This window comes from Priestia sp. 10L35, assembly GCF_056395685.1.
In genome coordinates this window covers 403,809-425,195 of the sequence record NZ_JBFTKA010000002.1, presented here as the reverse complement: position 1 = coordinate 425,195, position 21,387 = coordinate 403,809, and the positions used below count along the sequence as shown (strand labels likewise).

General features: G+C 41.2%; 22 protein-coding genes. All 22 read left to right on the top strand.

Annotated elements, in window-relative coordinates; all coding sequences use genetic code 11:
• Window positions 1-2 precede the first annotated feature (2 nt).
• The 22 genes from AC1DEF_RS08145 to AC1DEF_RS08040 all read left to right on the top strand — a co-directional run bounded on the left by AC1DEF_RS08145 (window position 3) and on the right by AC1DEF_RS08040 (window position 21,355).
• Window positions 3-1,619 (top strand): long-chain-fatty-acid--CoA ligase, encoded by a 1,617-nt coding sequence (locus AC1DEF_RS08145; RefSeq protein WP_097823417.1) that lies wholly within the window; start codon window positions 3-5, stop codon window positions 1,617-1,619.
• Between the two features lie 90 nt (window positions 1,620-1,709).
• Complete coding sequence (locus AC1DEF_RS08140) at window positions 1,710-2,273, top strand: TetR/AcrR family transcriptional regulator (protein ID WP_025751919.1); 564 nt, start codon at window positions 1,710-1,712, stop codon at window positions 2,271-2,273.
• Between the two features lie 83 nt (window positions 2,274-2,356).
• The gene (locus tag AC1DEF_RS08135) at window positions 2,357-3,238 is read left to right on the top strand and encodes a 3-hydroxyacyl-CoA dehydrogenase family protein (protein ID WP_097823416.1); all 882 of its coding nucleotides are present in this window, start codon (window positions 2,357-2,359) and stop codon (window positions 3,236-3,238) included.
• Complete coding sequence (locus AC1DEF_RS08130) at window positions 3,238-4,020, top strand: enoyl-CoA hydratase (RefSeq protein ID WP_013083163.1); 783 nt, start codon at window positions 3,238-3,240, stop codon at window positions 4,018-4,020. Before AC1DEF_RS08135 ends, AC1DEF_RS08130 begins: the two co-directional genes overlap by 1 nt.
• A 14-nt stretch (window positions 4,021-4,034) precedes the next feature.
• Window positions 4,035-4,436, top strand: coding sequence for an acyl-CoA thioesterase (locus AC1DEF_RS08125; RefSeq protein ID WP_013083164.1), 402 nt, complete (start codon window positions 4,035-4,037; stop codon window positions 4,434-4,436).
• 25 nt (window positions 4,437-4,461) lie between these two features.
• Window positions 4,462-5,520 (top strand): phosphotransferase family protein, encoded by a 1,059-nt coding sequence (locus AC1DEF_RS08120; RefSeq protein WP_097823415.1) that lies wholly within the window; start codon window positions 4,462-4,464, stop codon window positions 5,518-5,520.
• Window positions 5,517-6,260, top strand: a complete 744-nt coding sequence (locus AC1DEF_RS08115) for a 2-phosphosulfolactate phosphatase (protein WP_097823414.1) — start codon at window positions 5,517-5,519, stop codon at window positions 6,258-6,260. Before AC1DEF_RS08120 ends, AC1DEF_RS08115 begins: the two co-directional genes overlap by 4 nt.
• Window positions 6,248-8,026 carry an acyl-CoA dehydrogenase family protein gene (locus AC1DEF_RS08110; RefSeq protein WP_097823413.1) on the top strand — a complete coding sequence of 593 codons (1,779 nt, stop codon included), beginning with the start codon at window positions 6,248-6,250 and terminating at the stop codon, window positions 8,024-8,026. The genes AC1DEF_RS08115 and AC1DEF_RS08110 overlap by 13 nt, the downstream gene beginning before the upstream one ends.
• Before the next feature lie 11 nt (window positions 8,027-8,037).
• Window positions 8,038-8,799 carry an SDR family NAD(P)-dependent oxidoreductase gene (locus tag AC1DEF_RS08105; RefSeq protein WP_097823412.1) on the top strand — a complete coding sequence of 254 codons (762 nt, stop codon included), beginning with the start codon at window positions 8,038-8,040 and terminating at the stop codon, window positions 8,797-8,799.
• Window positions 8,800-8,828: 29 nt separating this feature from the next.
• Complete coding sequence (locus AC1DEF_RS08100) at window positions 8,829-9,602, top strand: enoyl-CoA hydratase/isomerase family protein (RefSeq protein WP_318331338.1); 774 nt, start codon at window positions 8,829-8,831, stop codon at window positions 9,600-9,602.
• A gap of 14 nt (window positions 9,603-9,616) precedes the next feature.
• A complete protein-coding gene (locus AC1DEF_RS08095; protein ID WP_075419904.1) occupies window positions 9,617-10,600 on the top strand; it encodes a quinone oxidoreductase family protein in 984 nt (327 codons plus the stop codon).
• A 193-nt stretch (window positions 10,601-10,793) separates the two neighbouring features.
• Window positions 10,794-11,678, top strand: a complete 885-nt coding sequence (gene pdxS / locus AC1DEF_RS08090; protein WP_014460089.1) for a pyridoxal 5'-phosphate synthase lyase subunit PdxS — start codon at window positions 10,794-10,796, stop codon at window positions 11,676-11,678.
• 37 nt (window positions 11,679-11,715) lie between these two features.
• Window positions 11,716-11,964: a ferredoxin gene (locus AC1DEF_RS08085; RefSeq protein ID WP_013083172.1), complete on the top strand. Its 249-nt coding sequence runs from the start codon at window positions 11,716-11,718 to the stop codon at window positions 11,962-11,964.
• A 214-nt stretch (window positions 11,965-12,178) separates the two neighbouring features.
• Complete coding sequence (locus AC1DEF_RS08080; RefSeq protein ID WP_013057066.1) at window positions 12,179-12,508, top strand: DUF3870 domain-containing protein; 330 nt, start codon at window positions 12,179-12,181, stop codon at window positions 12,506-12,508.
• Between the two features lie 178 nt (window positions 12,509-12,686).
• A complete protein-coding gene (locus AC1DEF_RS08075) occupies window positions 12,687-13,343 on the top strand; it encodes a CoA transferase subunit A (protein ID WP_013057067.1) in 657 nt (218 codons plus the stop codon).
• Window position 13,344: 1 nt separating this feature from the next.
• Window positions 13,345-14,007, top strand: a complete 663-nt coding sequence (locus AC1DEF_RS08070) for a 3-oxoacid CoA-transferase subunit B (RefSeq protein ID WP_097823409.1) — start codon at window positions 13,345-13,347, stop codon at window positions 14,005-14,007.
• A complete protein-coding gene (locus AC1DEF_RS08065; RefSeq protein WP_097823408.1) occupies window positions 14,007-15,197 on the top strand; it encodes a thiolase family protein in 1,191 nt (396 codons plus the stop codon). Before AC1DEF_RS08070 ends, AC1DEF_RS08065 begins: the two co-directional genes overlap by 1 nt.
• Window positions 15,185-16,570, top strand: a complete 1,386-nt coding sequence (locus AC1DEF_RS08060; RefSeq protein WP_097823407.1) for an aminotransferase family protein — start codon at window positions 15,185-15,187, stop codon at window positions 16,568-16,570. Before AC1DEF_RS08065 ends, AC1DEF_RS08060 begins: the two co-directional genes overlap by 13 nt.
• Window positions 16,554-17,849: an aminotransferase class III-fold pyridoxal phosphate-dependent enzyme gene (locus AC1DEF_RS08055; RefSeq protein ID WP_097823406.1), complete on the top strand. Its 1,296-nt coding sequence runs from the start codon at window positions 16,554-16,556 to the stop codon at window positions 17,847-17,849. The genes AC1DEF_RS08060 and AC1DEF_RS08055 overlap by 17 nt, the downstream gene beginning before the upstream one ends.
• 28 nt (window positions 17,850-17,877) lie before the next feature.
• Window positions 17,878-19,338, top strand: a complete 1,461-nt coding sequence (locus tag AC1DEF_RS08050) for an aldehyde dehydrogenase family protein (protein WP_097823405.1) — start codon at window positions 17,878-17,880, stop codon at window positions 19,336-19,338.
• 29 nt (window positions 19,339-19,367) lie between these two features.
• A complete protein-coding gene (locus AC1DEF_RS08045; RefSeq protein WP_097823404.1) occupies window positions 19,368-20,888 on the top strand; it encodes a M81 family metallopeptidase in 1,521 nt (506 codons plus the stop codon).
• Window positions 20,876-21,355, top strand: coding sequence for a GNAT family N-acetyltransferase (locus tag AC1DEF_RS08040; protein WP_097823403.1), 480 nt, complete (start codon window positions 20,876-20,878; stop codon window positions 21,353-21,355). The genes AC1DEF_RS08045 and AC1DEF_RS08040 overlap by 13 nt, the downstream gene beginning before the upstream one ends.
• Window positions 21,356-21,387 lie beyond the last annotated feature (32 nt).

Here is a 21,387-nt window from a genome sequence, read left to right as displayed (position 1 = left end):
TGATGGAAGACGTTAAAAAATGGTTTACACCTTATCCAGAAGCCTACACTCATGACATTCACATCGAAGATATTTCACTATTTGATATGCTGAAAGAAACAGCCGAACGTTATCCTGCTCACACAGCCACGCGCATGTATCAGCATACGTTAACGTACCAGGAGCTGTATCACTCAGTTCGGGTATTTGCAGGAGCACTGCAGAAAAAAGGGATTAAAAAAGGAGATCGTGTAGCGATTATGCTGCCAAACTGTCCGCAATATATAATAAGCTATTTTGGCATTGTAGCAGCGGGCGGCATTGTTACTCAGGTCAATCCTATGCTTGTCGAACAAGAGCTAGAGCATATTTTAAACGATTCCGGGGCAAAAAAAATCATTCTACTCGATGATTTTTATACGAGACTTCAAGAAATAAGAAACCGCGTTGATATAGAAGAAGCGATAACCGTCAGCTTGCAAAAACCTTTTGTTCCTGCATCACCAGACCTTTCCTTCCTGGATTTTTTAACCATAAAATATGAATTTGACCAGCCGGTTATCCATCCATCACACGATATTGCTGTTCTTCAGTATACGGGAGGAACGACCGGACCATCTAAAGGTGCGATGCTTACACATACAAATATTTACACAAACGCAGTTCAATCATACGAAATATTTAAACATGATATTGAATTAGGAAAAGAAAAATGCTTAACCGTTATTCCATTGTTTCACGTATTTGGCATGACTTCCTGTATGCATTTATCGATTCTTTGCGGAAATGAAATATTGCTATTGCCGCGGTTTGATTTGGAAGAAGTACTAAATACAATAAAAAAAGAGCAGCCTAGTATTTTCCCCGGTGTGCCAACTATGTATGTTGCTATTACCAATCATCCTCAGGCAGAAGAATACAACATCGAAAGTATTCGCATCTGCAACAGTGGCAGTGCGCCGATGCCTGTTGAGCTGATGAAAGAGTTCGAACGAAAAACGGGCGCTAAAGTGTTAGAAGGGTACGGGTTATCAGAAGCATCCCCCGTGACGCATTGCAACCTGCCGTTTTGTGAACGAAAGCCAGGTACAGTCGGACTTGGCGTTCCGCAAACTGCTTATAAAATTTTAGACGTGGCTACCGGAACAAAAGAACTGCCAAGAGGAGAGCTTGGAGAAATAGTAATTAAAGGCCCTCAAGTTATGAAGGGCTATTGGAATCAACCTGAAGAGACGGCTCACGCGCTTAGAAACGGCTGGCTGTACACAGGAGATATTGGACAGATAGATGAAGACGGGTATTTATCCATTGTTGATCGCAAAAAAGATATGATTATTGCGAGTGGTTTTAATGTGTACCCTCGAGATATTGAAGAAGTTTTATACGAACACAGCCACATTAAAGAAGCCGTTGTAATTGGTGTGCCGCATCCTTACAGAGGAGAAACCATTAAAGCGATTTTGGTAGTGAAAGAAGGGAAATCTCTTTCCGAAGAAGAGCTCACTTCTTATTGTCGACAGCACCTTGCAGCTTACAAAATCCCGCGAATCTTTGAGTTTCGCGCTGAGCTTCCTAAGACCAATGTAGGAAAAATTTTGCGACGGGCACTACGAGAAGAAGTGGTGAAAGAAACGACGTAAATAAGCTGAACATAAACAAACTTTTTCAAAAGCTCCCTCTAAGCCATGGTATAATTTGTGAAAATGAGAAAAGACAGAGAGGGTTTGACGATGAAAGATTTGATGATGGAACGAAGCATTCAGCTTTTTGCTCAAAAAGGTTTCAAAGAAACGTCGATTCAAGATATTGTAAATGAATTAAACGTCACAAAAGGAACGTTTTATTATTATTTTAAAAGCAAACAAGAGCTTTTAATGGATATTCACCTTCAATATATTGAAAGATTAATAGAAAACCAAGAGACGATTCTTGCAGATAAGACAACATCTTATCCGGAAAAGCTTCACAGCATTATTTTTAAACTTGTTCATGATATTGAGAAAGAAGGTCTTCGAGCTAAAGTGTTTTTTCGAGAGATGCGTCATTTGAGTGAAGAACACTTAGAACAAATCATTCCAAAGCGCGATCGTTTTAAAGAAAACGTACAGGAAATTATTGAAAAAGGCATGGAAGCAGGGCAGTTCCGTTCAGATTTGCCTTCAGATATCGTGACGCTAGGCATATTAGGAATGACAAATTGGAGCTATTTTTGGTTTCAGCCAGATGGTGAAAAGACAGATCGAGAAGTTGCGGCTATTTTTTATAAGATGCTGATGAAAGGTATTGAGTCATAGTAGCTGCTGGGCTAGACAGTGCTCGTAAAAGGCGGGAAAGTACAAGCTCTTTCTCTCCTTTTATATTAAAAGGAGGCTATAACATGAATAGTAAAGATATACAGCGTATTGCTGTTATTGGAGCAGGACAAATGGGACATCAAATCGGTATGCTTTGTGCACTCGGAGGATATGAAACAATTATTCAAGATATGAATGAACAATCACTCATTGATGCAAAAGACAAGCTGGAAGCAATTATAGGCAAGTGGGTTCATAAAGGAAAAATCTCTTCTGAGGCTAAGGAAGCCGCATTCCGAAGATTGTCTTTTACAAACACATTAAAGGAAGCGGTTTCAAATGCTGATTTTGTAATTGAAGCTGTGGTAGAAAAGTTAGATGTAAAACAAAGTGTCTTTAAAGAAATAGATGAGTACGCACCAAGTCACGCCATTTTAGCATCGAATAGTTCAACAATTGTTAACTCGCTTATTGCAAGTGCAACAAACCGTCCAGAGCAAATCGTTAACATGCATTTCTTTTTCCCTCCCCTTGTAATGGACTGCGTAGAAGTTGTGATGAGTGAAAAGACAAGTGAAAAAACAGCTCAAACGACAATGGACGTTTGCAAGCAAATTAACCGCACAGCAGTCCTTCTGAAAAAAGAAATCTCAGGTTTTATTGCTAATCGAATTTTAGGAGCGTTGCAAAAAGAAGCCGTTTTCCTTTATGAAAATGGATACGCAGATTTTGAAGACATTGATACGATTTGCAAAAAAGCGCTCAATCACCCGATCGGTCCTTTTGAATTGATGGATCTCTCGGGAATTGACGTCGGATATTTCGTGATGCAGCAGCGCTATAGCGAAACGGGGGATCCAGAGGACAAGCCAGCTGCGTGTATTGAAGAAAAAGTTCAAAAAGGCGAGCTTGGACGTAAAACAGGAAAAGGTTTTTACACATACCACACACAAGGAGTGAAGTAATGATGAAAAAATTTGTACGTGTTGAAAAAGAGGAGAAAACGGCAATTGTAACCATTGATAACCCGCCTTTAAATGTAATGAGCCAGACTGTTGTGCAGCAGCTTGAAGAAACGTATGAAGAGCTTAGTAAAGATCCTGATGTCATTACAATCATTTTAACAGGAGCGGGCGACCGGGCGTTTATGGCTGGAGCTGATATTAAAGAGTTTCCTCAGTTAATGGGGCAAAGCGGCATTAAAGAAGAGTTTATGAAAACCCATCGTGTTTTGCAAAAACTTGAAAACATTGAAAAACCAACAATTGTCGTGTTAAATGGTTTAACGTTTGGAGGAGGATGCGAACTTTCACTAACCGCTGATATACGCATTGCCGAAGAACATGCTCAAATAGGTCTTCCGGAAGTGAAGCTCGGATTGTTTCCTGGAGGCGGCGGAACTCAGCGTCTTCCACGCGTAATCGGCGTTTCTAAAGCTAAAGAGTGGATGTTTGCCGGCAGTCCTGTTTCTGCAGAAGAAGCGCTTCATGCAGGCTTTGCCAATCATATAACGCCTAAAGGAAAAGGGCTCGAAAAAGCAAAAGAGCTGGCTAAGAAATTTAACCGTCACTCTCTTCCGTCACTTTCTCGAATTAAGACAGCGGTAAACGAAGGAATGAATCGTACATTATCTGAAGGTCTTGAACTTGAGGCAGAGCTGTTTGAAGAAGTCTTTCAAACAGAAGATATTAAAGAAGGAGTATCAGCATTTATTGAAAAGCGTCCCGCTGTTTTTTCACATAAGTAAAGGAGGAGAAGATCATGTATGAAACACAGGTCAAAGTGCGCTTTTGCGAAACAGACGCACTCGGTCACATTAACAATACGAGCTATTTCATTTATTTAGAAGAGGCCCGTATTGCTTTTTTTGAAGAAATGGGAGCATCCATGCATACAAAAAAGTGGGAGTATATTTTAGCGTCTACTAAATGTGATTTTGTTGCGCAAGGTTATTTTAATCAAGTGCTAATGATTAAAACCTTTGTATCTAATGTCGGCAATAAAAGCTTTACAATTGGTCATGAAATTACCGACAGCAAGACGGGATCGCTGATTGCTAAAGGAGAAGCTGTCATCGTGTACTTTGATTTTGATGCACAAAAAAGCGTGTCTATTCCAGCGGACATTAAGCAGTTTTTGATGAATTATAAAGTAGCTGTTTAACTATAAAAAAGCAGGTGGTAAAAGAATGTCACAAATCATTCCTGTACGAAAAGGAGAGGAATTAAACACGGAAAAACTGCATCAGTTTCTCCGTGTTTCGATTCCTGATTTACCTAAAGAGCCTCTTTTAATCAAGCAATTTGGATCAGGTGCGTCCAATTTAACCTACGCTCTTTCAGTCGGAGAGTGGGAGGCGGTGTTGAGACGCCCTCCCTTTGGGCCAGTTGCGCCAAAAGCGCATGACATGAAAAGAGAATACAAGATTTTATCTGTTCTATCGAAGTCTTTTCCTCTCGCTCCTAGACCGTATGTGTTTTGTGAAGATGAGACGGTGGTTGGGAAATCCTTTTTTTTAATGGAGAGAAAGCACGGTGTTCTCATCGACACAGCGTTTCCAGAAGACATGAAAGGAACTGACGAACTTTGCCGTTGTATTTCAGAACAAATGGTGGATGTCCTTGTTAAACTTCATGATATTCCTTATAAAGGCACGCTTCTTGAAAAAATCAGCAAGCCCGAAGGATTTTTAGAACGTCAGGTACACGGCTGGATTCATCGTTATGAAAAATCAAAAACAAGTGACATACCGGAAGTAGAAGCCCTAAAAAAATGGTTGACCACACACATCCCGACTACACAGCATTCGACCATTATTCACTATGATTACAAGCTTAACAATACGTTATTTTCACCGGATGGAAATAAAATTGTAGGATTATTTGACTGGGAAATGACAACCGTTGGAGACCCGCTTGCTGATTTGGGAGTGGCGCTGAGCTACTGGATGGAAGACAGCGATCCTGAACTTTTGAAAAGAGGACTCGGAAATCCACCTGTTACTGTGCAAAAAAGCTTTTATTCCCGTCGAGATTTTGTAGAAGCATACGCTAAAAAAAGCGGACGGGATGTTTCACACATTGACTTTTACCTAAAATTTGCGTACTTCAAGCTTGCTGTCATTTGTCAGCAAATTTATTACCGTTATAAAAAAGGCCAAACAAATGATAAACGGTTTTCACAATTTGGAGATTATGTAAAAACACTAATTATTCATGCTCTGCACACAGAACGAGGACATATATGAAAGGAAAAATTCACGTAATACTCAAAAAAGAAGAGCTTCTTGCCAAAAAGCTAGAAGGAAAAACGGTTGTTATATTTGACGTCTTATTGGCTACGTCAACAATTGCGGCTGCTTTACAGCAAGGAGCAATAGAAGTTATTCCAGTAAAAAACGAAGAAGAAGCGCGTGAAAAAGCAAAAATGTACAAGCCTGATGATATTGCGCTTGTAGGCGAATATAGAGGGAAAACGATTGAAGGCTTTTTTGATCCGAATCCCAGCACGTTAAAGGAGCATGTTCAAAATAAAACGGTTATTTTGTCCACGACTAACGGAACCGTAGCCATTCATAACGCTGAAAAAGCAAACCATGTATATACAGCTTCGCTTTTAAACGGAGAAGCGGTTGCCAGTGCTGTTTGTCAGCAAGGTCAAGATGAAACTGTTTTATTGGTTTGTTCAGGTTCATCCGATCGCTTCTGTCTAGAAGATTTGTATGGAGCGGGGTATTTTGTAAGCTGTCTGCTGCAACTAAAAACATTTCATTTGACGGATGCTGCAAAAGCCGCACTGCTTTTGTATGAGGCTTATGAGCATTCACCTGTTGAAATATTGAAGTGCTCAGCCATAGGAGAAATGCTCACTCAGTATGGATTTCTAGACGAAATTGGCTTTGTAAGCCGGAAAAACGTCTATCCCATAGTTCCTAAGGTAGTGAAAAAAAAGCTAGTAAACGGGGAGGAAACGATATGTCTGAAATGAAAACAGAAGCAAAAGGCGGATCATTTTTACTGAAAAAAACATCTACGCATCACGTTTATACACCCGAAGACTTAACGGATGAGCACCGTATGATTGCTCAGACAGCAAAGCAGTTTATTGAAAAAGAAGTAGACCCTTACCATAATGACATTGAGCAGCAGGATTTTAATAAAGTAGTAGAATTGATGCATAAAGCAGGCGAGCTTGGACTTCTTGCTCACAGTATTCCAGAAGCATATGGAGGACTAGGTCTTGATAAAGTAAGCAAAGGACTTGTAGGTGAAATCATTGGCCGGACAAGCGGATATGGAGTCGCTCATTCTAATCATACATGCATTGCGACACTTCCTATTACGTATTTTGGCACCAAGAAGCAAAAAGAAAAATACTTGCCTAAATTGGCAAGCGGCGAATATATTGGGGCCTACTGTTTGACAGAGCCAGAAGCAGGTTCTGATGCTCTTGCAGCCCAAACAAAAGCCGTATTAAATCCTGAAAAAACGCATTATGTATTAAATGGAACGAAGCAGTACATTACCAATGCAGCCTTTTCAGATACGTTCATCACGTATGCAAAAGTAGAAGGTGAACATTTTACCGCTTTTATTGTAGAAAAAGGTTTTAAAGGACTGTCTCTCGGGCCAGAAGAAAAGAAAATGGGAATTAAAGGATCGTCTACTCGTCCAGTTATTTATGAAGATTGTTTAGTACCCGTAGAAAACGTACTTGGACAAGTAGGAAAAGGTCACTTGATTGCGTTGAACGTCTTAAACCTCGGACGTTTTAACTTAGGTTCTGCATGTATGGGCGCAGCGAAATATGCGTTTGAGCTTGCTTTAGCTTATACAAAAGAACGCAAGCAGTTTAAAACAGCTATTGCGGAATTTAATGCTTCAAAAGAAAAAATAGCAAAAATGGCGGCTCGTATTTTTGCATCTGAATCTATTCAGTACCGTACAGCCGGTTTACTAGAAGAGGCGCTTGGTGGCTTATATGAAAGTGAAAATCATAAGTTAGTAGCTAAACAGCTGGCTGAATTTGCAATGGAATGTTCAGTTTGTAAAGTGTACGGGTCGGAAACTCTTTCTTTAATTGCCGATGAATCGCTGCAGCTTCATGGCGGCGCGGGGTTTATTCAAGAATATAAAATAGAACAAGTATATCGTGACTCACGCATCAATCGTATTTTTGAAGGTACAAATGAAATCAATCGCCTTTTGCTTCCAACTCAGCTTCTAAAAAAAGCAGACAAAGGAGAAATAGAGCTGAGCAAACAAGTAGAAGATGCTGTTAGTGAATTGATGAGCGGTCAGTGGGAAATATCTTCAAATGAACTTCTAGCAAGAGAAAAGCAGGCGGTTATTACCACAAGACATTTATTTCTTGCTTTGTTAGGAACAGCATTCCAAACGTTTAAAGCCAATCTAGCACAAGAACAAGAAACGCTGATGAAGCTCGCAGAAATTGCTATTGGACTATTCGCTATGGAGTCATCTGTGCTGCGCGCGGAAAAAGCCGTGAACAAAAATGGAGAAGAAAAAGAAAAGTTAAAAAGCAAGCTGTCAGCAACGGTTGTTAGTGAAACGCTCTTTGAAATTGAAAAGCAGGCTCGACAATTAATAAACGGGATGTTAACGGGTGAAAAACACCGACAGTACCGCACAATTCTTGGAAAATGGATGAATGATTTGCAAAGTGAAGGAGAGTTCACGCGCAATCGAGACATCGCCCGTGAATTTATCGACAGCGGGCGATATGTTGTATAAGGAGGAATATTATGCGTTTTGAAGGGCAAATAGCTGTTATTACAGGAGCTGGAAGCGGCATTGGAGAAGCGACCGCTCAGAGAATGGCAAAAGAAGGAGCCCGCGTCATTCTTGTCGGGCGAACGCAAGAAAAGCTAGTACAGGCTGCATCGTCTATTGAGAGACTCTGTGAACGAAAATGCACGGATATTTTCTCAGCTGATGTAACAAAAGAAGAAGATGTCAAAGAGCTCGCTAAGTTCATAAAAGAAAAGTACGGACAAATCCATTTATTAATTAATAACGCAGGCGGATCTGTTAATTCCACGATTAAAGAAACAACTCTTGAACAGTGGAAACACGTACAGGACGTCAATTTAACAAGCGTATTTCTTGTGACAAAACAATTGATTCCTTTGTTAACGGAAGAAATAGGAGAAAATCGATCGATTGTCAACGTCGCTTCTCTTTCAGGACATAAAGCAGGTGCGCAAATTCCCCACTACAGCGCTGCTAAAGCTGCTTTAATCAACTTTACAAAAGCAATGGCATTTGAGTTAGCACCCCACGGAGTCAGAGTAAACTCTGTGTCTCCTGGATTCGTAGAAACACCTTTAACGCAGCCTGGACTTGAAAATGAGCGCTTCACTAAGGCAATCGAAAAAAATACGGCTTTAAAACGTGTAGGTAAACCAGATGAAATTGCAAATGTTATTGCTTTTGCAGCGTCTGAAGAGGCATCTTATATGACGGGAAGTGATTTATTAGTAGATGGCGGGTGGCTTATCGTTTGATGCAAAGTAAAGAGGAGGGAATTGAAATTATGAGTGATTTAGTAGTAGAAAAGCAGGGGACTATTTTATCTTTAACGTTAAATCGGCCGGAGCGTTTAAATGCATTCAGTGAAGAAATGATTGAAAAGTTAACAACTGAAATAAAACAGGCACAAAGCGATGAGTCTATTAAAGTAGTTATATTAAATGGAGCAGGGCGCTCGTTTTCTGCCGGAGGCGATGTAAAAACGATGGGTCAAGCATCCGGAGCGGATGTGTATGAACATATCGGCCGTTTAAATGAATGTATTTTAGCGATGCAAAATTTAGAGAAGCCAATTATTGCAGCAGTTCATGGGTTTGCAGCCGGAGCGGCTTTTAATTTAGCTCTCGCTTCTGACTTTATCATTGCGTCAGAAGAAAGCCGATTTGTATTAAGCTTTTCTCAAGTTGGATTGATTTCAGACGGAGGAGGCCTTTACTTTCTTACAAAGGTCGTCGGTCCCCACAGAGCTAAGGAACTGTTATTTTTAGGAGAGCCTATGGATGCCGACACGGCTTACAAAGCTGGTTTTTTAAACCGTGTAGTACCGTTAAATCAGCTGAAAGATGAGGTCACATCCTTTGCAAGTCGCTTATCACAAGGACCAACCAAAGCGTATGGGAAAATGAAAAAAATTGTCAACGACTCCTTTCATTTAACATTAGAACAAGTCCTTGAACAAGAAAGGCTAACGCAAGTGCTTATGGTAGAAACAAGAGATCATCAAGAAGGAATATCTGCGTTTAAAGAAAAAAGAAAGCCACTATTTCATGGGAAATAAGAGGGGGATATAAGATGAAAGCCATTCAATTTACGCAGTACGGAGGACCTGATGTTCTTCAAGTTATCGATATTGCACGCCCTGTACCAAAAAAGAAAGATGTGCTCATTAAAGTTGCGGCAATCGGCGTTAATTACGCCGACGCTGCACGGCGTGAAGGAGCATACGTAGTCGAAACACCGCTGCCTTTTATCCCTGGCTCTGAAGTTGCGGGAGAAGTGGTTGAAGTAGGCGAGGATGTAAAAGGGATAAAAGTAGGTACAAAAGTCGTGACGCTGCTGGGATCTAACCGAGCAACAGGATACGCTGAGTACACGCTGGCAGATTCAAGAGGCCTTATTCCGTTGCCGGAGAATGTGGATTTAACACAAGCGGTTGCTTTGCCTCTTCAAGGACTCACAGCTTATCATATTTTAAAAACAATGGGTCGCCTTGAAAAAGGAGAAACCGTCATCGTTCATGCGGCAGCAGGCGGTGTTGGAACCTTAGCTGTTCAGCTTGCCAAAATTTTTGGAGCTGGAAAAGTTATTGCTACAGCGAGCTCCAAAGAAAAGCTTGAGCTTGCAAAAAATCTCGGAGCTGACGAAGCGATTAACTATACAGAAACAGGCTGGGAAAAACAAATTTTAGAAGTGACGGAAGGAAAAGGAGCCGATATTATTTTAGAAATGGTAGGAGGGCATATCTTCTATGAATCTCTTCAATGTCTTGCACCATTTGGACGCCTCGTTTTTTACGGAATGGCTAGCGGAAAACCTGTAAAATTTAACCCCGCCCGCCTGATGGAAAAAAATCAATCGGTTCTAGGCTTTTTCTTACCTCAAATGATGGCAAAACCAACGCTTTATCAGCAAAGCCTGCATGAGCTATTAAACTACGTAAATTCCGGTCAGTTAAAATTAATGCTGGGCGGCACATTTTCACTTGATGAAGCCGCAGATGTACATCGTCTGCTTCAAGGAAGAAAAACGACCGGAAAATTAGTGTTAGTTCCTTAACAAAACAGCTTCCATCTCTAATAGAGATGGGAGCTGTTTTGGTTTAAAAAATTGGCTTTCACCTGCCAATTTTTTAAAAACCGCTTAATAATTTGGCATAAAAATCAATGTTTTTTACTAATTTCTTCTATATTTTAACACTGGCATGGAAGTTGCATAATAAGTGTTTGAACATATAAAGGAGGAAATGAATATGGTGAGAAATGGAACGGACCGCGTGAAGCGGGGAATGGCAGAAATGCAAAAAGGCGGCGTTATCATGGACGTGATCAATGCAGAACAGGCAAAAATTGCAGAGGCAGCAGGCGCTGTTGCCGTTATGGCGTTAGAGCGTGTTCCAGCTGATATTCGTGCAGCAGGCGGCGTGTCTCGTATGGCAGACCCAACAATTGTTGAAGAAGTGATGAACGCTGTATCCATTCCAGTTATGGCGAAAGCTCGTATTGGTCATATTGTTGAAGCACGCGTGCTAGAAGCAATGGGTGTAGACTACATTGACGAAAGTGAAGTACTCACTCCAGCTGATGAGGAATATCACCTTAACAAAAGTACATTTACGGTTCCATTTGTATGCGGATGCCGTGATTTAGGAGAAGCAGCAAGACGAATTGGTGAAGGTGCTTCGATGCTTCGTACAAAAGGCGAACCAGGAACAGGAAACATCGTCGAAGCAGTGCGTCATATGCGCCAAGTAAACGCTCAAGTACGTAAAGTTGTGGGCATGGATGAAGATGAGTTAATGACAGAAGCAAAACTATTAGGTGCGCCTTATGAGCTATTACTGCAAATTAAACGTGAAGGCCGCTTACCGGTTGTAAACTTTGCAGCAGGCGGCGTAGCAACACCCGCGGATGCAGCGTTAATGATGCAGCTTGGAGCAGACGGTGTGTTCGTTGGATCAGGAATCTTCAAATCAGACAATCCTGAAAAATTTGCGCGAGCAATCGTGGAAGCAACAACGCATTATCAAGACTATGAACTGATTGCAAGCTTATCAAAAGGATTAGGAAGTGCAATGAAAGGAATTGAAATTTCATCATTATTACCAGAAAATCGTATGCAAGAACGCGGCTGGTAATGAGTAATAACTTTTAAACTTAGTTAGGAGAATGATCATGGGGAAATATACGATAGTCGATAAAGAAACGTGTATTGCGTGTGGTGCATGTGGAGCTGCGGCACCTGATATTTATGATTATGATGATGAAGGAATTGCGTTCGTTATACTTGATGATAATCAAGGCACGGCTGAAGTGCCCCAAGAGCTGGAAGACGATTTAATAGATGCGTTTGAAGGCTGTCCAACAGAGTCCATCCGTATAGCAGATGAAAAGTTTGATGGAGACTCGAATAAATTTCAATAAAGCCGAATAAATAAAAAAATAGAAAGTTTTTTTAAAAGAAAAGAAGGATTTTGTCTAGAAAAGGCGAAATATTAGTTGTATAAGAACATATCTTTTTAAAAATGAAAGCACTTACATAACTAAAAGCATATGAGTTAATCTCATTTGACCTTTCAGAATTATTAGTGTAAAAGTGCGGAGTAATTAAATAGTTTTTAAAAGGAGATTAAGGGGCATGCAAATACTGAATACAGTCATTGTGACAGGATATGCAAAAGCTCCACAGGGAACTTCCATGTATGAAATGTATAAGCATGCGGGAATTGTACTAGAAGTGGATCTGACAGAGCATAAAATTGTAAATGCTGAGTTTACGTTTATTACGGAGCTGACGCAAAATTTTTTCCGGAAGCTGCTTATTGGTTACTGCCTTGCAGATGGAATTGAACCTCTTATTGAACGTATTCAAAATTATTATTTTGCTCCATCTCAACAGGCGATCATCGTAGCGCTTCAGGCTGCAATCCAACGTTACTGGGATAATGTGAATCAAAAAATTACATAGCGTTTGGTTAGAATAAAGTGAGAAGACAACCTCTTTTCATGGTCTTATTAAAACCAAGCAGACACACACACTTTACAAAGAGTGGGGACCTCCCTGTTTCTTTGGGGAGTCATTGTGTCCTGCTTGGTTTTTTTCGCGTAAAGCGCTGTGAAATATAAAAAGAAAAGGAGGAAACAAAATGAACAAAATCATCACGCGCGAAGAAGCAATAGAAAAAATAACAGATGGCGCACGCATTATGGTAGGTGGATTTGGTCTTGTTGGAAGCCCGCTTAGTCTGATTGAAGCGATTGCCAAATCAAACCTTAAAGATTTAGAGATTATTAGTAATAACCTCGGTGAACCTGGAAAAGGATTAGGTGTATTGGTTCAAAAAAAACAAGTAAAAAAAGCCATAGGTTCTTATTTTACTTCCAACCCTGAAGTTGTACATGCTTATCAACAACAAGAACTCCAAGTGGAGCTCATCCCGCAAGGAACAATGTCCGAGGCTATTAGGGCAGGAGGAGCAGGCATCGGAGGATTTTATACGCCTGTGAGCGTAGGGACTCAGCTTGCGGAAGGAAAAGAAGAACGAGTATTAAAAGGAAAGAAATATGTTTTGCAAGAATCGCTGCACGCAGATGTAGCTCTAATAAAAGCTAAAAAAGCAGATCGACTCGGAAATCTTATTTACAGCAAATCAGCAAGAAACTTTAATCCAATGATGGCAACGGCTGCTGATATCGTGATTGCAGAAGTAGAAGAAGTTGTTGAAGTTGGGCAGATTTCTCCTGAAGAAATTGTAACTCCTCATTTATACGTTACTTATATCGTAGTGAAAGGAGAAAATTAAGATGAACGTCAAACAATATATTGCCGCGCGTGCTGCAAAAGAGCTTTGTCACGGAGATGTAGTGAACCTAGGAATAGGCATTCCTACTTTAGTTGCTAATTATATCTCACCCGATGTTCATGTGTTTTTACATTCAGAAAACGGGATTCTCGGCGTTGGCCCTACTCCTGAAGAAGATTATATAGATCCAGAACTTGTGAATGCTGGAAAGCTGCCCGTCACGGTTTTGGAAGGTGCCTCATTTTTTAACAGCGCTGATTCCTTTGCCATGATACGGGGAGGCCATGTGAATGTATCGATTCTTGGAGTGCTTCAAGTAGATGAAGCAGGCCGAATTGCGAACTGGGCTGTTCCTGGGAAAAGTGTTCTTGGCGTAGGAGGAGCAATGGATTTATTAGAAGGCTCAAAAAAAGTTATTGTTACGACTCTTCATACGAACAGCCAAGGAGAGTCAAAGCTAGTTGAGGAGTTAACTTATCCTCTTACTTCAGAGCGACGAGTCGATATGATTATTACAGAATTAGCTGTCTTTTCGGTAACGAACCATGGTCTTGAACTTCTTGAAACAGCTCCCGGTGTTTCTTTAGAGACAGTACAACAAAAAACGCAGGCTTCTTTTCGCGTTTCTAAATTATTTAATAAAAACAATGAGGTGACAGCATAATGGCAGTGATTGTAAATGCATTTCGAACCCCTATTGGAAAGTTTGGCGGTTCGCTTGCAGATACGCTTCCAGAAGAACTAGTCTCTCTTGTGATGAAAAACAATTTGTCTTCAGCGGGATATACTTCAGAGATTGTTGATGAAATCATTGTCGGACAGACGAAACAAAGCGCTCATGCTCCTAATATAGCGAGAGTAGCCGGGCTGAAAGCTCAATTCTCTGAACGTATTCCAGCTTATACCGTGCACCGCCAGTGCGGTTCAGGCATGCAGGCTGTAATGAATGGAGCTATGTCCATTTTATCAGGTCAAGCCGAAGTGGTATTAGCCGGAGGAGTTGAAAGCATGTCTCAAGCACCGCACTATACGGTAGGCACTCGTTTTGGTTTTCACGTTGGTGATTTAACACTCTATGACTCTAATACAGAAAGTCAGCCAAAATCACAGCCTGAAACGTTATACGGAACGTTTACGATGGGACAGACGGCCGAGTGGCTCGCTGAAAAATATAGTATTAGCCGCACGGAACAAGATGAGTTTGCTTTTTATAGTCAGGAAAAAGCTAGGCGGGCTATAGAACTGGATTTGTTTGAAGAAGAAATTATCCCGGTACCTGTAAAAGAAGGAAAAAAAGGTATGAGGCATTTTGCAACAGATGAATTTCCTCGTCTTACTAGCAAAGAAAAGCTTGGTGCGCTTAAGCCTGTTTTTCAAAAGAATGGAACGGTGACAGCCGGCAATTCATCCGGCAGAAACGATGGCGCTTCAATGATGCTGTTGATGTCGGAAGAAAAAGCTGAGCAGCTTGGATTAACGCCTATGGCAAAGATTGTGTCGTTTGCCGCAGCGGGCGTCTCTCCAAAGGAAATGGGAATTGGCCCCGTTTCTGCTTCGCAAATTGCTTTAAATAAAGTCGGTTTAAGCTTAGCTGATATGGACTTGATTGAATTAAACGAAGCATTTGCCGCTCAAAGTATTGCTTGCTTAAGAGAATGGGACATCACATCAGAAAAAGTGAATGTAAACGGAGGAGCGATTGCGCTTGGACACCCTTTAGGCTGCTCCGGGGCAAGAATTATAACAACTCTGTGTCATGAACTCCACAAGCAAAAAAGACGATACGGCCTGGCTACTATTTGCGTTGCAGGAGGATTAGGAATGGCGATGGTGGTGGAAAGATGGACGAAATAAAAAGAGATTATGTTTTTCATAGAGATTTAACAAAAAAGTATCCAATGATTACGCATGGTGAAGGAAGCTACTTAATAGATGAACAAGGAAAAAAGTATGTAGACGGCTGCTCCGGCGCCGTGGCGGCAAACTTAGGGCACGGCATTGCGCAAATAGCCGAGGCGATGGCGGAGCAGGCAAAAAAAGCGGCGTTTGTTCATACATTACGTTTTGAAACGAATGTTTTGCATAAACTTGCAGAAAAAATTGGTAAAATGGCGCCGCTTCATTTAAACAAAGTCTATTTTACATCAGGAGGATCAGAAGCAAATGAAAGTGCATTAAAATTAGCAAGGCAATATCACAGAGATGCCGGAAAGATGCAAAAACACATCGTAATCGGAAGGTGGCAGTCTTACCACGGAAACACGATAGGGGCACTATCAGCTGGAGGAGATGTAAAAAGACGATATCCTTATACACCCAACCTTTTACATTTTGCGCACGTCTATTCGCCGTACTGTCATCGCTGTCCGTATAATCGCAATCAAGAAGACTGCATGGCAAATCAAAACTGGAGCTGTATCACCGATATTGAACGCACCATTTTAGAGCTTGGTCCAGAAAATATTTCAGCTTTTATCGCAGAGCCCATCGTAGGAAGTCAGCAAGGAGCTGTTGTACCTCCGCTTGACTATTTCAAAAAAGTACGTGAGCTTTGCAGCCGCTATGACATTCTTTTGATTGTTGATGAAGTGATGACAGGCTTCGGGAGAACGGGAACTGATTTTGCAGTGGAACAATTCGGAATCGAACCGGATATCCTAACGTTTGGTAAAGGAGTTTCAGCTGGGTACGCTCCTTTAGGAGGAATGATTGTCCATGACCGTCTGATTCAAGGTCTGTTAGAAAATAGCAGCGGGAAATTTCTTCATGGCTATACGTACAGTGGACATCCTGTTTCAATAGCGGCAGGCCTTGCTGCTTTGGATATGTATGAAGAAATGAATATCCTTCAAAACGTTGAAACTCAAGGCGCGTATTTAATGGAATGTTTAGTAGCGCTGCAGCGCAAGCATCCTTATATTTCAGATATTCGCGGCCGCGGACTTTTAATTGGATTAGAACTAATGAAAGACGCCAATCAACAGATATTTTTCGAGCCACGTGAAGCAGCCAGCGAAAAGCTCAATGAAATTTGTATGGAGCTTGGAGGCGTCTTTTATCCAGGATCCGGATCTATAGACGGACATAAAGGAGAACATATCATTATCAGTCCTCCTTTAAATATAACGAAATCAGAAGTTGATGAAATAGTGAGATTGCTAGATCATGCGTTTTCTATTTTTTATCAGCACATAAGAAAGGATGAGTCATATGAAAGTGCAAAATAAAACAGAAGAGCTTCAAATCAAAGGAAAAAAACATTTATCACCGGTGATGACAAGAGTAACAGAGCTTGTTATTGAAAAAGCGCACGGTGCGAAATTTTGGACAGCCGATGGCAATGAATATATTGATTTTGTATCAGGAGTAGCTGTCAATGCAGTGGGTCATACGCATGAAAAGATGGTAGAAGCGATAAAAAAACAAGCAGATCAGCTGCTTCACCTAGGCTTAAACTACGGCTATTACGAAACAGCAGTGAATTTGGCAGAAAAACTTGCGCACATTACGCCTGGAAACTTAGACACCGTGTTTTTTTCAAATTCAGGCGCAGAAGCCATTGATGGTGCGCTCAAATTAGCAAAAGCGGCCACTGGCAGACCAGCGATCATTGCTTTTGAAGGTTCTTTTCACGGCCGTACACTAGGAGCTACAGCTATTACGGCTTCAAGCTCAAAATATCGCAGCTACTACGAGCCGATTTTAGGAGAAGTGTATCACGTTCCTTATCCGTATCCAAGTCAGCTTCCTAATGTTGACGAGGAAGATGCAGAAGCATATTGCTTAAATCAACTGCAAAAGCTGTTTGAACTGCGAGTGGATCCTTCACGCGTAGCAGCGATTGTAATTGAGCCAGTCATGGGCGAAGGAGGCTATTACCCTGCTCCTTCTAGCTTTTTACGCGCACTAAGAGACATAGCGAATGATTATGGCATTCTGCTTGTTTTTGATGAAGTGCAAACGGGATTTGGGCGCACTGGAAAAATGTTTGCCGCAGAACATGCTGGAGTCACACCAGATATTTTAGTTTTAGCAAAAGCTCTTTCCGGCGGTATGCCTTTAGGAGCCATTGTAGCAAGCCGAGAACTGCATGAGAAATGGCCAACAGCTGGACATGGTTCTACTTTTGGCGGAAATCCAGTATCGTGCGCAGCGGCTTTAGCTAATATTTCAATAATTGAAGAAGAAAAGCTTGTAGAGCGCAGTGAAAAAGTAGGCGCTGATATTGTTAAACGCCTTCAGCATTCTATCGGACATTTACCAGCTATTAAAGAGGTTAGAGGAATTGGTATGATGATTGGTATTGAATTTTATGTTGAAACAGCAGCTGCTTATGTCCCTGTTATTAAATCAAAAGCGCTGGAAAAAAGACTGCTAATTATGAACTGTGGAGTCAAAGGGCAAACCATTCGTTTAATGCTGCCGCTAAATATTGATAAAGACGTGCTGGATCAAGGGCTGTCTTTACTAGAAGAAGCCATCACAGAAGCAGTTTCAATTAACTAGCTTTTTAAATGAAAAGGAGGGTAACAATATGAGTCAGACTAAAACCGAACTGTTACAAGGAAATTTATATATTAACGGCGAGTGGGTAAGTGAAGAGGAGCAAACCTATTTTGAAAGTATAAACCCTGCAACACAAGAGCTCGTTGGAACGTGCGCAGCCGCTACGGCTAGTCAAGTTGATGATGCAGTAAAAGCGGCTAGTACAGCCTACAGCCACTGGAAAAATACATCTATTCCTGAACGTGCAGCATTTTTAACAAAAGCAGCTGAGCTTTTTGAAGACAGAAAAGAAGAGCTCGCTCAAGTGATGACAAAAGAGATGGGAAAACCGCTGACAGAATCTATAGGGGAAGTTGGTGTCGTCATTGCAACAGCTCAGTATATGGCAGGAGAAGGAAGACGTTTGTTTGGCGAAATAGTGCCCGCTGGCTTTCCTGACCGAGATATAAAAATGGTTCGCGAACCGCTTGGAGTTGTGGCATGTATTACACCTTGGAACTTTCCTGTTTCTCTCGCTTCTTATAAAATGTTTGCCGCTTTAATCGCTGGCAATACCGTTGTCTGGAAGCCGGCTTCAGAAGTGGCGCTTTCAGCGAAGATTTTTATGGAAGTATTGCACGCTGCGGGGCTTCCAAAAGGAACAATTAACTTGCTTACAGGATCGGGTAGAATCGTTGGACAAAAGCTTGCTACGCACTCTGAAGTGAAAATCATCTCATTTACAGGTTCTACGGAAGTTGGTCAGCAGTTAGCAGAAATGAGCAGCAAAACCTTAAAACGAATTTCTTTAGAGCTAGGAGGAAAAAACGCTGTTATTGTGTTAAAGGATGCCGATTTGGATAAAGCAGCAGAAGGAATTGTTAAATCAGCATTTACGACCACGGGGCAGCGCTGTACCGCAGCTAGCAGAGTGATTGTGGAGCGTTCAGTAAAAGAAGAGCTTTTGAAAAAAGTAATAGCTCTTACAAAAGAAATGAAAATTGGAAATGGTCTTGATGAAGGGGTTGTAATAGGTCCGCTTGTAAATGAACAGCAGTGCCGTTTAGTAGAAAATTACGTGCAAAAAGCGGTGGAAGAAGGCGGAAATATTGCGCTTGGAGGTCGTGTTTTATCAGAAGAGTTAGGGACTTGTTATTACATGCCTACAATTATTGATAACGTCAGTTCGAACCACACAATTGCTCAAGAGGAGATTTTTGGCCCCGTGCTTGCTTTTATTGAAGTAGATGGCTATGAAGAAGCAATGAGCGTCAACAATGGAACGATGTATGGACTTTCCACTTCCATTTATACAAGCAGCTTGCACTATGCAAGCCGAGCGGCAAAAGACGCTGTTAGCGGATTAGTCTATATCAATAACGGAACATCTAATGCTGAAATGGGGGTAGCGTTCGGAGGAATGAAAATGTCTGGAAATGGTCACAGGGAAGTTTCTCATCATGCATTTGATGTGATGACAGAATGGAAGTCTGTCTACACCAACTATTAATCTCGCACCTTAGCGAAAAGGAGGAGCACATGTCTTCATATCGCATTGGCATTGCCTTTTTTTATCATGAATCTCACAGCTTTAGTCCATTAAAAACAGAAATAGAACACTTTGTACAAGAAGGCTATTTTGTTGGAACGGAAATATATAAAGCATACTCAGGAACCAAAACAGAAGTAGGGGGATTTTTAGATGTATTAAAGCAAGAGAAGCAGGTAGAAATCGTTCCCCTTGTTTGTGCAGCTGCGGTTCCATCTGGGATTGTATCTTCTGAAGCTTATCACATAATTGAAAAGCAAATGTTGCACTCACTTACTCATGCGGGGCCGCTAGATGGTTTGTTAATCGCTTTGCACGGCGCAATGGTAGTAGAGCATCTTTTCGATCCTGAAGCTCATTTGTTAAGTCAGATAAGAAGCTGCATAGGAAGCAACGTTCCCATTGCTACTACGCTCGATATGCACGCAAATATCAGTGAAGATATGCTTACGTACACGCCGCTTCATTTTGGTTTTAAAACATATCCTCATGTTGATATGTACGAACAAGGAGTGAACGCTGCGCGAGCGCTTTTAACACAAGTAAAAGAAAGCGCTATCTATTATGCATCTTTAAAAAAATTGCCTATGCTTTTGCCGTCGATTAATATGCGAACCGCAGAAGGGCCGATGAAAAAAATGATTGATCTTGCTAAGCAAGCCGAGCAAGAAGCAGACGTATACAATGTTTCCATTTTTGGGGGCTTTCCGTATTCTGATATTCCAATTGCCGGAGCAAGCGTGCTCGTAACAGCTTTGAATCCTGAAACGGCAGAAAAAACAGCAAAGAGACTAGCTTCTCAGTTTTGGAGTATAAAAGAAGATTTTATCATGGATTTGCCTACCGTTGAAGAAGGTCTGCAAACAGCGTTAAAACGATCAAACGAACAGCCAATTGTGCTCGCTGATATAGCGGACAATCCTTTAAGCTGCGGAAGCGGCGATACAACAGAGCTTTTGGAATACATGCTGAAGCTAGATATGCCGGGGACACTATTTGGAGGTCTTTATGACCCTGAATCTATTAAACAATGCGTGCAAGCAGGAGTTGGGAATTACGTCTCTCTTTCCTTAGGAGGAAAAGTTTCTCCTGAGTTCGGAAAGCCCGTTGAAGTTGAAGCAAAGGTCATTGGCTTATCAGAAGGTGAATTTTACAATTCGGGACCGTTTAATCAGCATTTGAAAGTAAATGTAAAAGGTGCAGTTCATATTCGAGTAGGAGAATTGGATATTTTGTTGATTGGAAGGCCGGTATCAGCAAACGATCCTGAACTTTTTCGCCATATCGGTATCGAGCCAGCGACGAAAAAAATCATTGGTTTAAAAGCTAAAAATCATTTCAGAGCCGCTTTTGAACCGCTTGTAGGATCTATCATCTATGTGGATGCTCCGGGCGTAGCATCAAATCGCTTAACGACCTTTAATTATCAGCACATTTCAAAACCAATTTGGCCGCTGCAAGATGTCAAATATGAAAGTGAAAAAAGGAGGAAAGAAAAATGGATGCATTAAAAGAGCAGTACTATATCGAAGTGCCAGAATCGTTAAATCCTGAACAGCAAAAGATGATGATTGAACTGGAAAAAGATGCGTTTCCGGGCATGGGAGCCGTTGATGAACAGACGCTTGTACCTTTAGCCCGCTACGGCAAGCTTATTCAATATTTCCAGGAAAATGACGCAAGGCCAATTGCCATTTGCGAGCTGCTTCGAGATTACAAAGATATCACAAAAGCTTATATCTTTGGTTTCTACGTCCGCTCTGATAAACAAGGAAGCGGAATTGGACAGCTGTTTTTAGAAGAAATATTTTCGGTTCTACAAAAAGATAATTTCGAAAGCGTTTGTTTGACTGTAAATGTAAAAAATGAAGGGGCTGTGAAGCTGTATAAAAAAATGGGCTTTACCATTAAAGAAACGCGAGCAGGAGAGTTTGGCGAAGGAGAAGATCGCTATTATATGGTGCGGTCAATTTCTTAGTAGAACATCTATTCAAAAAATGAACTTTGGAG

What these genes read in the sequence shown, in the direction of transcription:
- AC1DEF_RS08145 (WP_097823417.1), top strand. Translation starts at nt 3, where the DNA reads ATGGAAGACGTTAAAAAATGGTTTACACCTTATCCAGAAGCCTACACT.
- AC1DEF_RS08140 (WP_025751919.1), top strand. Translation starts at nt 1,710, where the DNA reads ATGAAAGATTTGATGATGGAACGAAGCATTCAGCTTTTTGCTCAAAAA.
- AC1DEF_RS08135 (WP_097823416.1), top strand. Translation starts at nt 2,357, where the DNA reads ATGAATAGTAAAGATATACAGCGTATTGCTGTTATTGGAGCAGGACAA.
- AC1DEF_RS08130 (WP_013083163.1), top strand. Translation starts at nt 3,238, where the DNA reads ATGATGAAAAAATTTGTACGTGTTGAAAAAGAGGAGAAAACGGCAATT.
- AC1DEF_RS08125 (WP_013083164.1), top strand. Translation starts at nt 4,035, where the DNA reads ATGTATGAAACACAGGTCAAAGTGCGCTTTTGCGAAACAGACGCACTC.
- AC1DEF_RS08120 (WP_097823415.1), top strand. Translation starts at nt 4,462, where the DNA reads ATGTCACAAATCATTCCTGTACGAAAAGGAGAGGAATTAAACACGGAA.
- AC1DEF_RS08115 (WP_097823414.1), top strand. Translation starts at nt 5,517, where the DNA reads ATGAAAGGAAAAATTCACGTAATACTCAAAAAAGAAGAGCTTCTTGCC.
- AC1DEF_RS08110 (WP_097823413.1), top strand. Translation starts at nt 6,248, where the DNA reads ATGTCTGAAATGAAAACAGAAGCAAAAGGCGGATCATTTTTACTGAAA.
- AC1DEF_RS08105 (WP_097823412.1), top strand. Translation starts at nt 8,038, where the DNA reads ATGCGTTTTGAAGGGCAAATAGCTGTTATTACAGGAGCTGGAAGCGGC.
- AC1DEF_RS08100 (WP_318331338.1), top strand. Translation starts at nt 8,829, where the DNA reads ATGAGTGATTTAGTAGTAGAAAAGCAGGGGACTATTTTATCTTTAACG.
- AC1DEF_RS08095 (WP_075419904.1), top strand. Translation starts at nt 9,617, where the DNA reads ATGAAAGCCATTCAATTTACGCAGTACGGAGGACCTGATGTTCTTCAA.
- pdxS (WP_014460089.1), top strand. Translation starts at nt 10,794, where the DNA reads ATGGTGAGAAATGGAACGGACCGCGTGAAGCGGGGAATGGCAGAAATG.
- AC1DEF_RS08085 (WP_013083172.1), top strand. Translation starts at nt 11,716, where the DNA reads ATGGGGAAATATACGATAGTCGATAAAGAAACGTGTATTGCGTGTGGT.
- AC1DEF_RS08080 (WP_013057066.1), top strand. Translation starts at nt 12,179, where the DNA reads ATGCAAATACTGAATACAGTCATTGTGACAGGATATGCAAAAGCTCCA.
- AC1DEF_RS08075 (WP_013057067.1), top strand. Translation starts at nt 12,687, where the DNA reads ATGAACAAAATCATCACGCGCGAAGAAGCAATAGAAAAAATAACAGAT.
- AC1DEF_RS08070 (WP_097823409.1), top strand. Translation starts at nt 13,345, where the DNA reads ATGAACGTCAAACAATATATTGCCGCGCGTGCTGCAAAAGAGCTTTGT.
- AC1DEF_RS08065 (WP_097823408.1), top strand. Translation starts at nt 14,007, where the DNA reads ATGGCAGTGATTGTAAATGCATTTCGAACCCCTATTGGAAAGTTTGGC.
- AC1DEF_RS08060 (WP_097823407.1), top strand. Translation starts at nt 15,185, where the DNA reads ATGGACGAAATAAAAAGAGATTATGTTTTTCATAGAGATTTAACAAAA.
- AC1DEF_RS08055 (WP_097823406.1), top strand. Translation starts at nt 16,554, where the DNA reads ATGAAAGTGCAAAATAAAACAGAAGAGCTTCAAATCAAAGGAAAAAAA.
- AC1DEF_RS08050 (WP_097823405.1), top strand. Translation starts at nt 17,878, where the DNA reads ATGAGTCAGACTAAAACCGAACTGTTACAAGGAAATTTATATATTAAC.
- AC1DEF_RS08045 (WP_097823404.1), top strand. Translation starts at nt 19,368, where the DNA reads ATGTCTTCATATCGCATTGGCATTGCCTTTTTTTATCATGAATCTCAC.
- AC1DEF_RS08040 (WP_097823403.1), top strand. Translation starts at nt 20,876, where the DNA reads ATGGATGCATTAAAAGAGCAGTACTATATCGAAGTGCCAGAATCGTTA.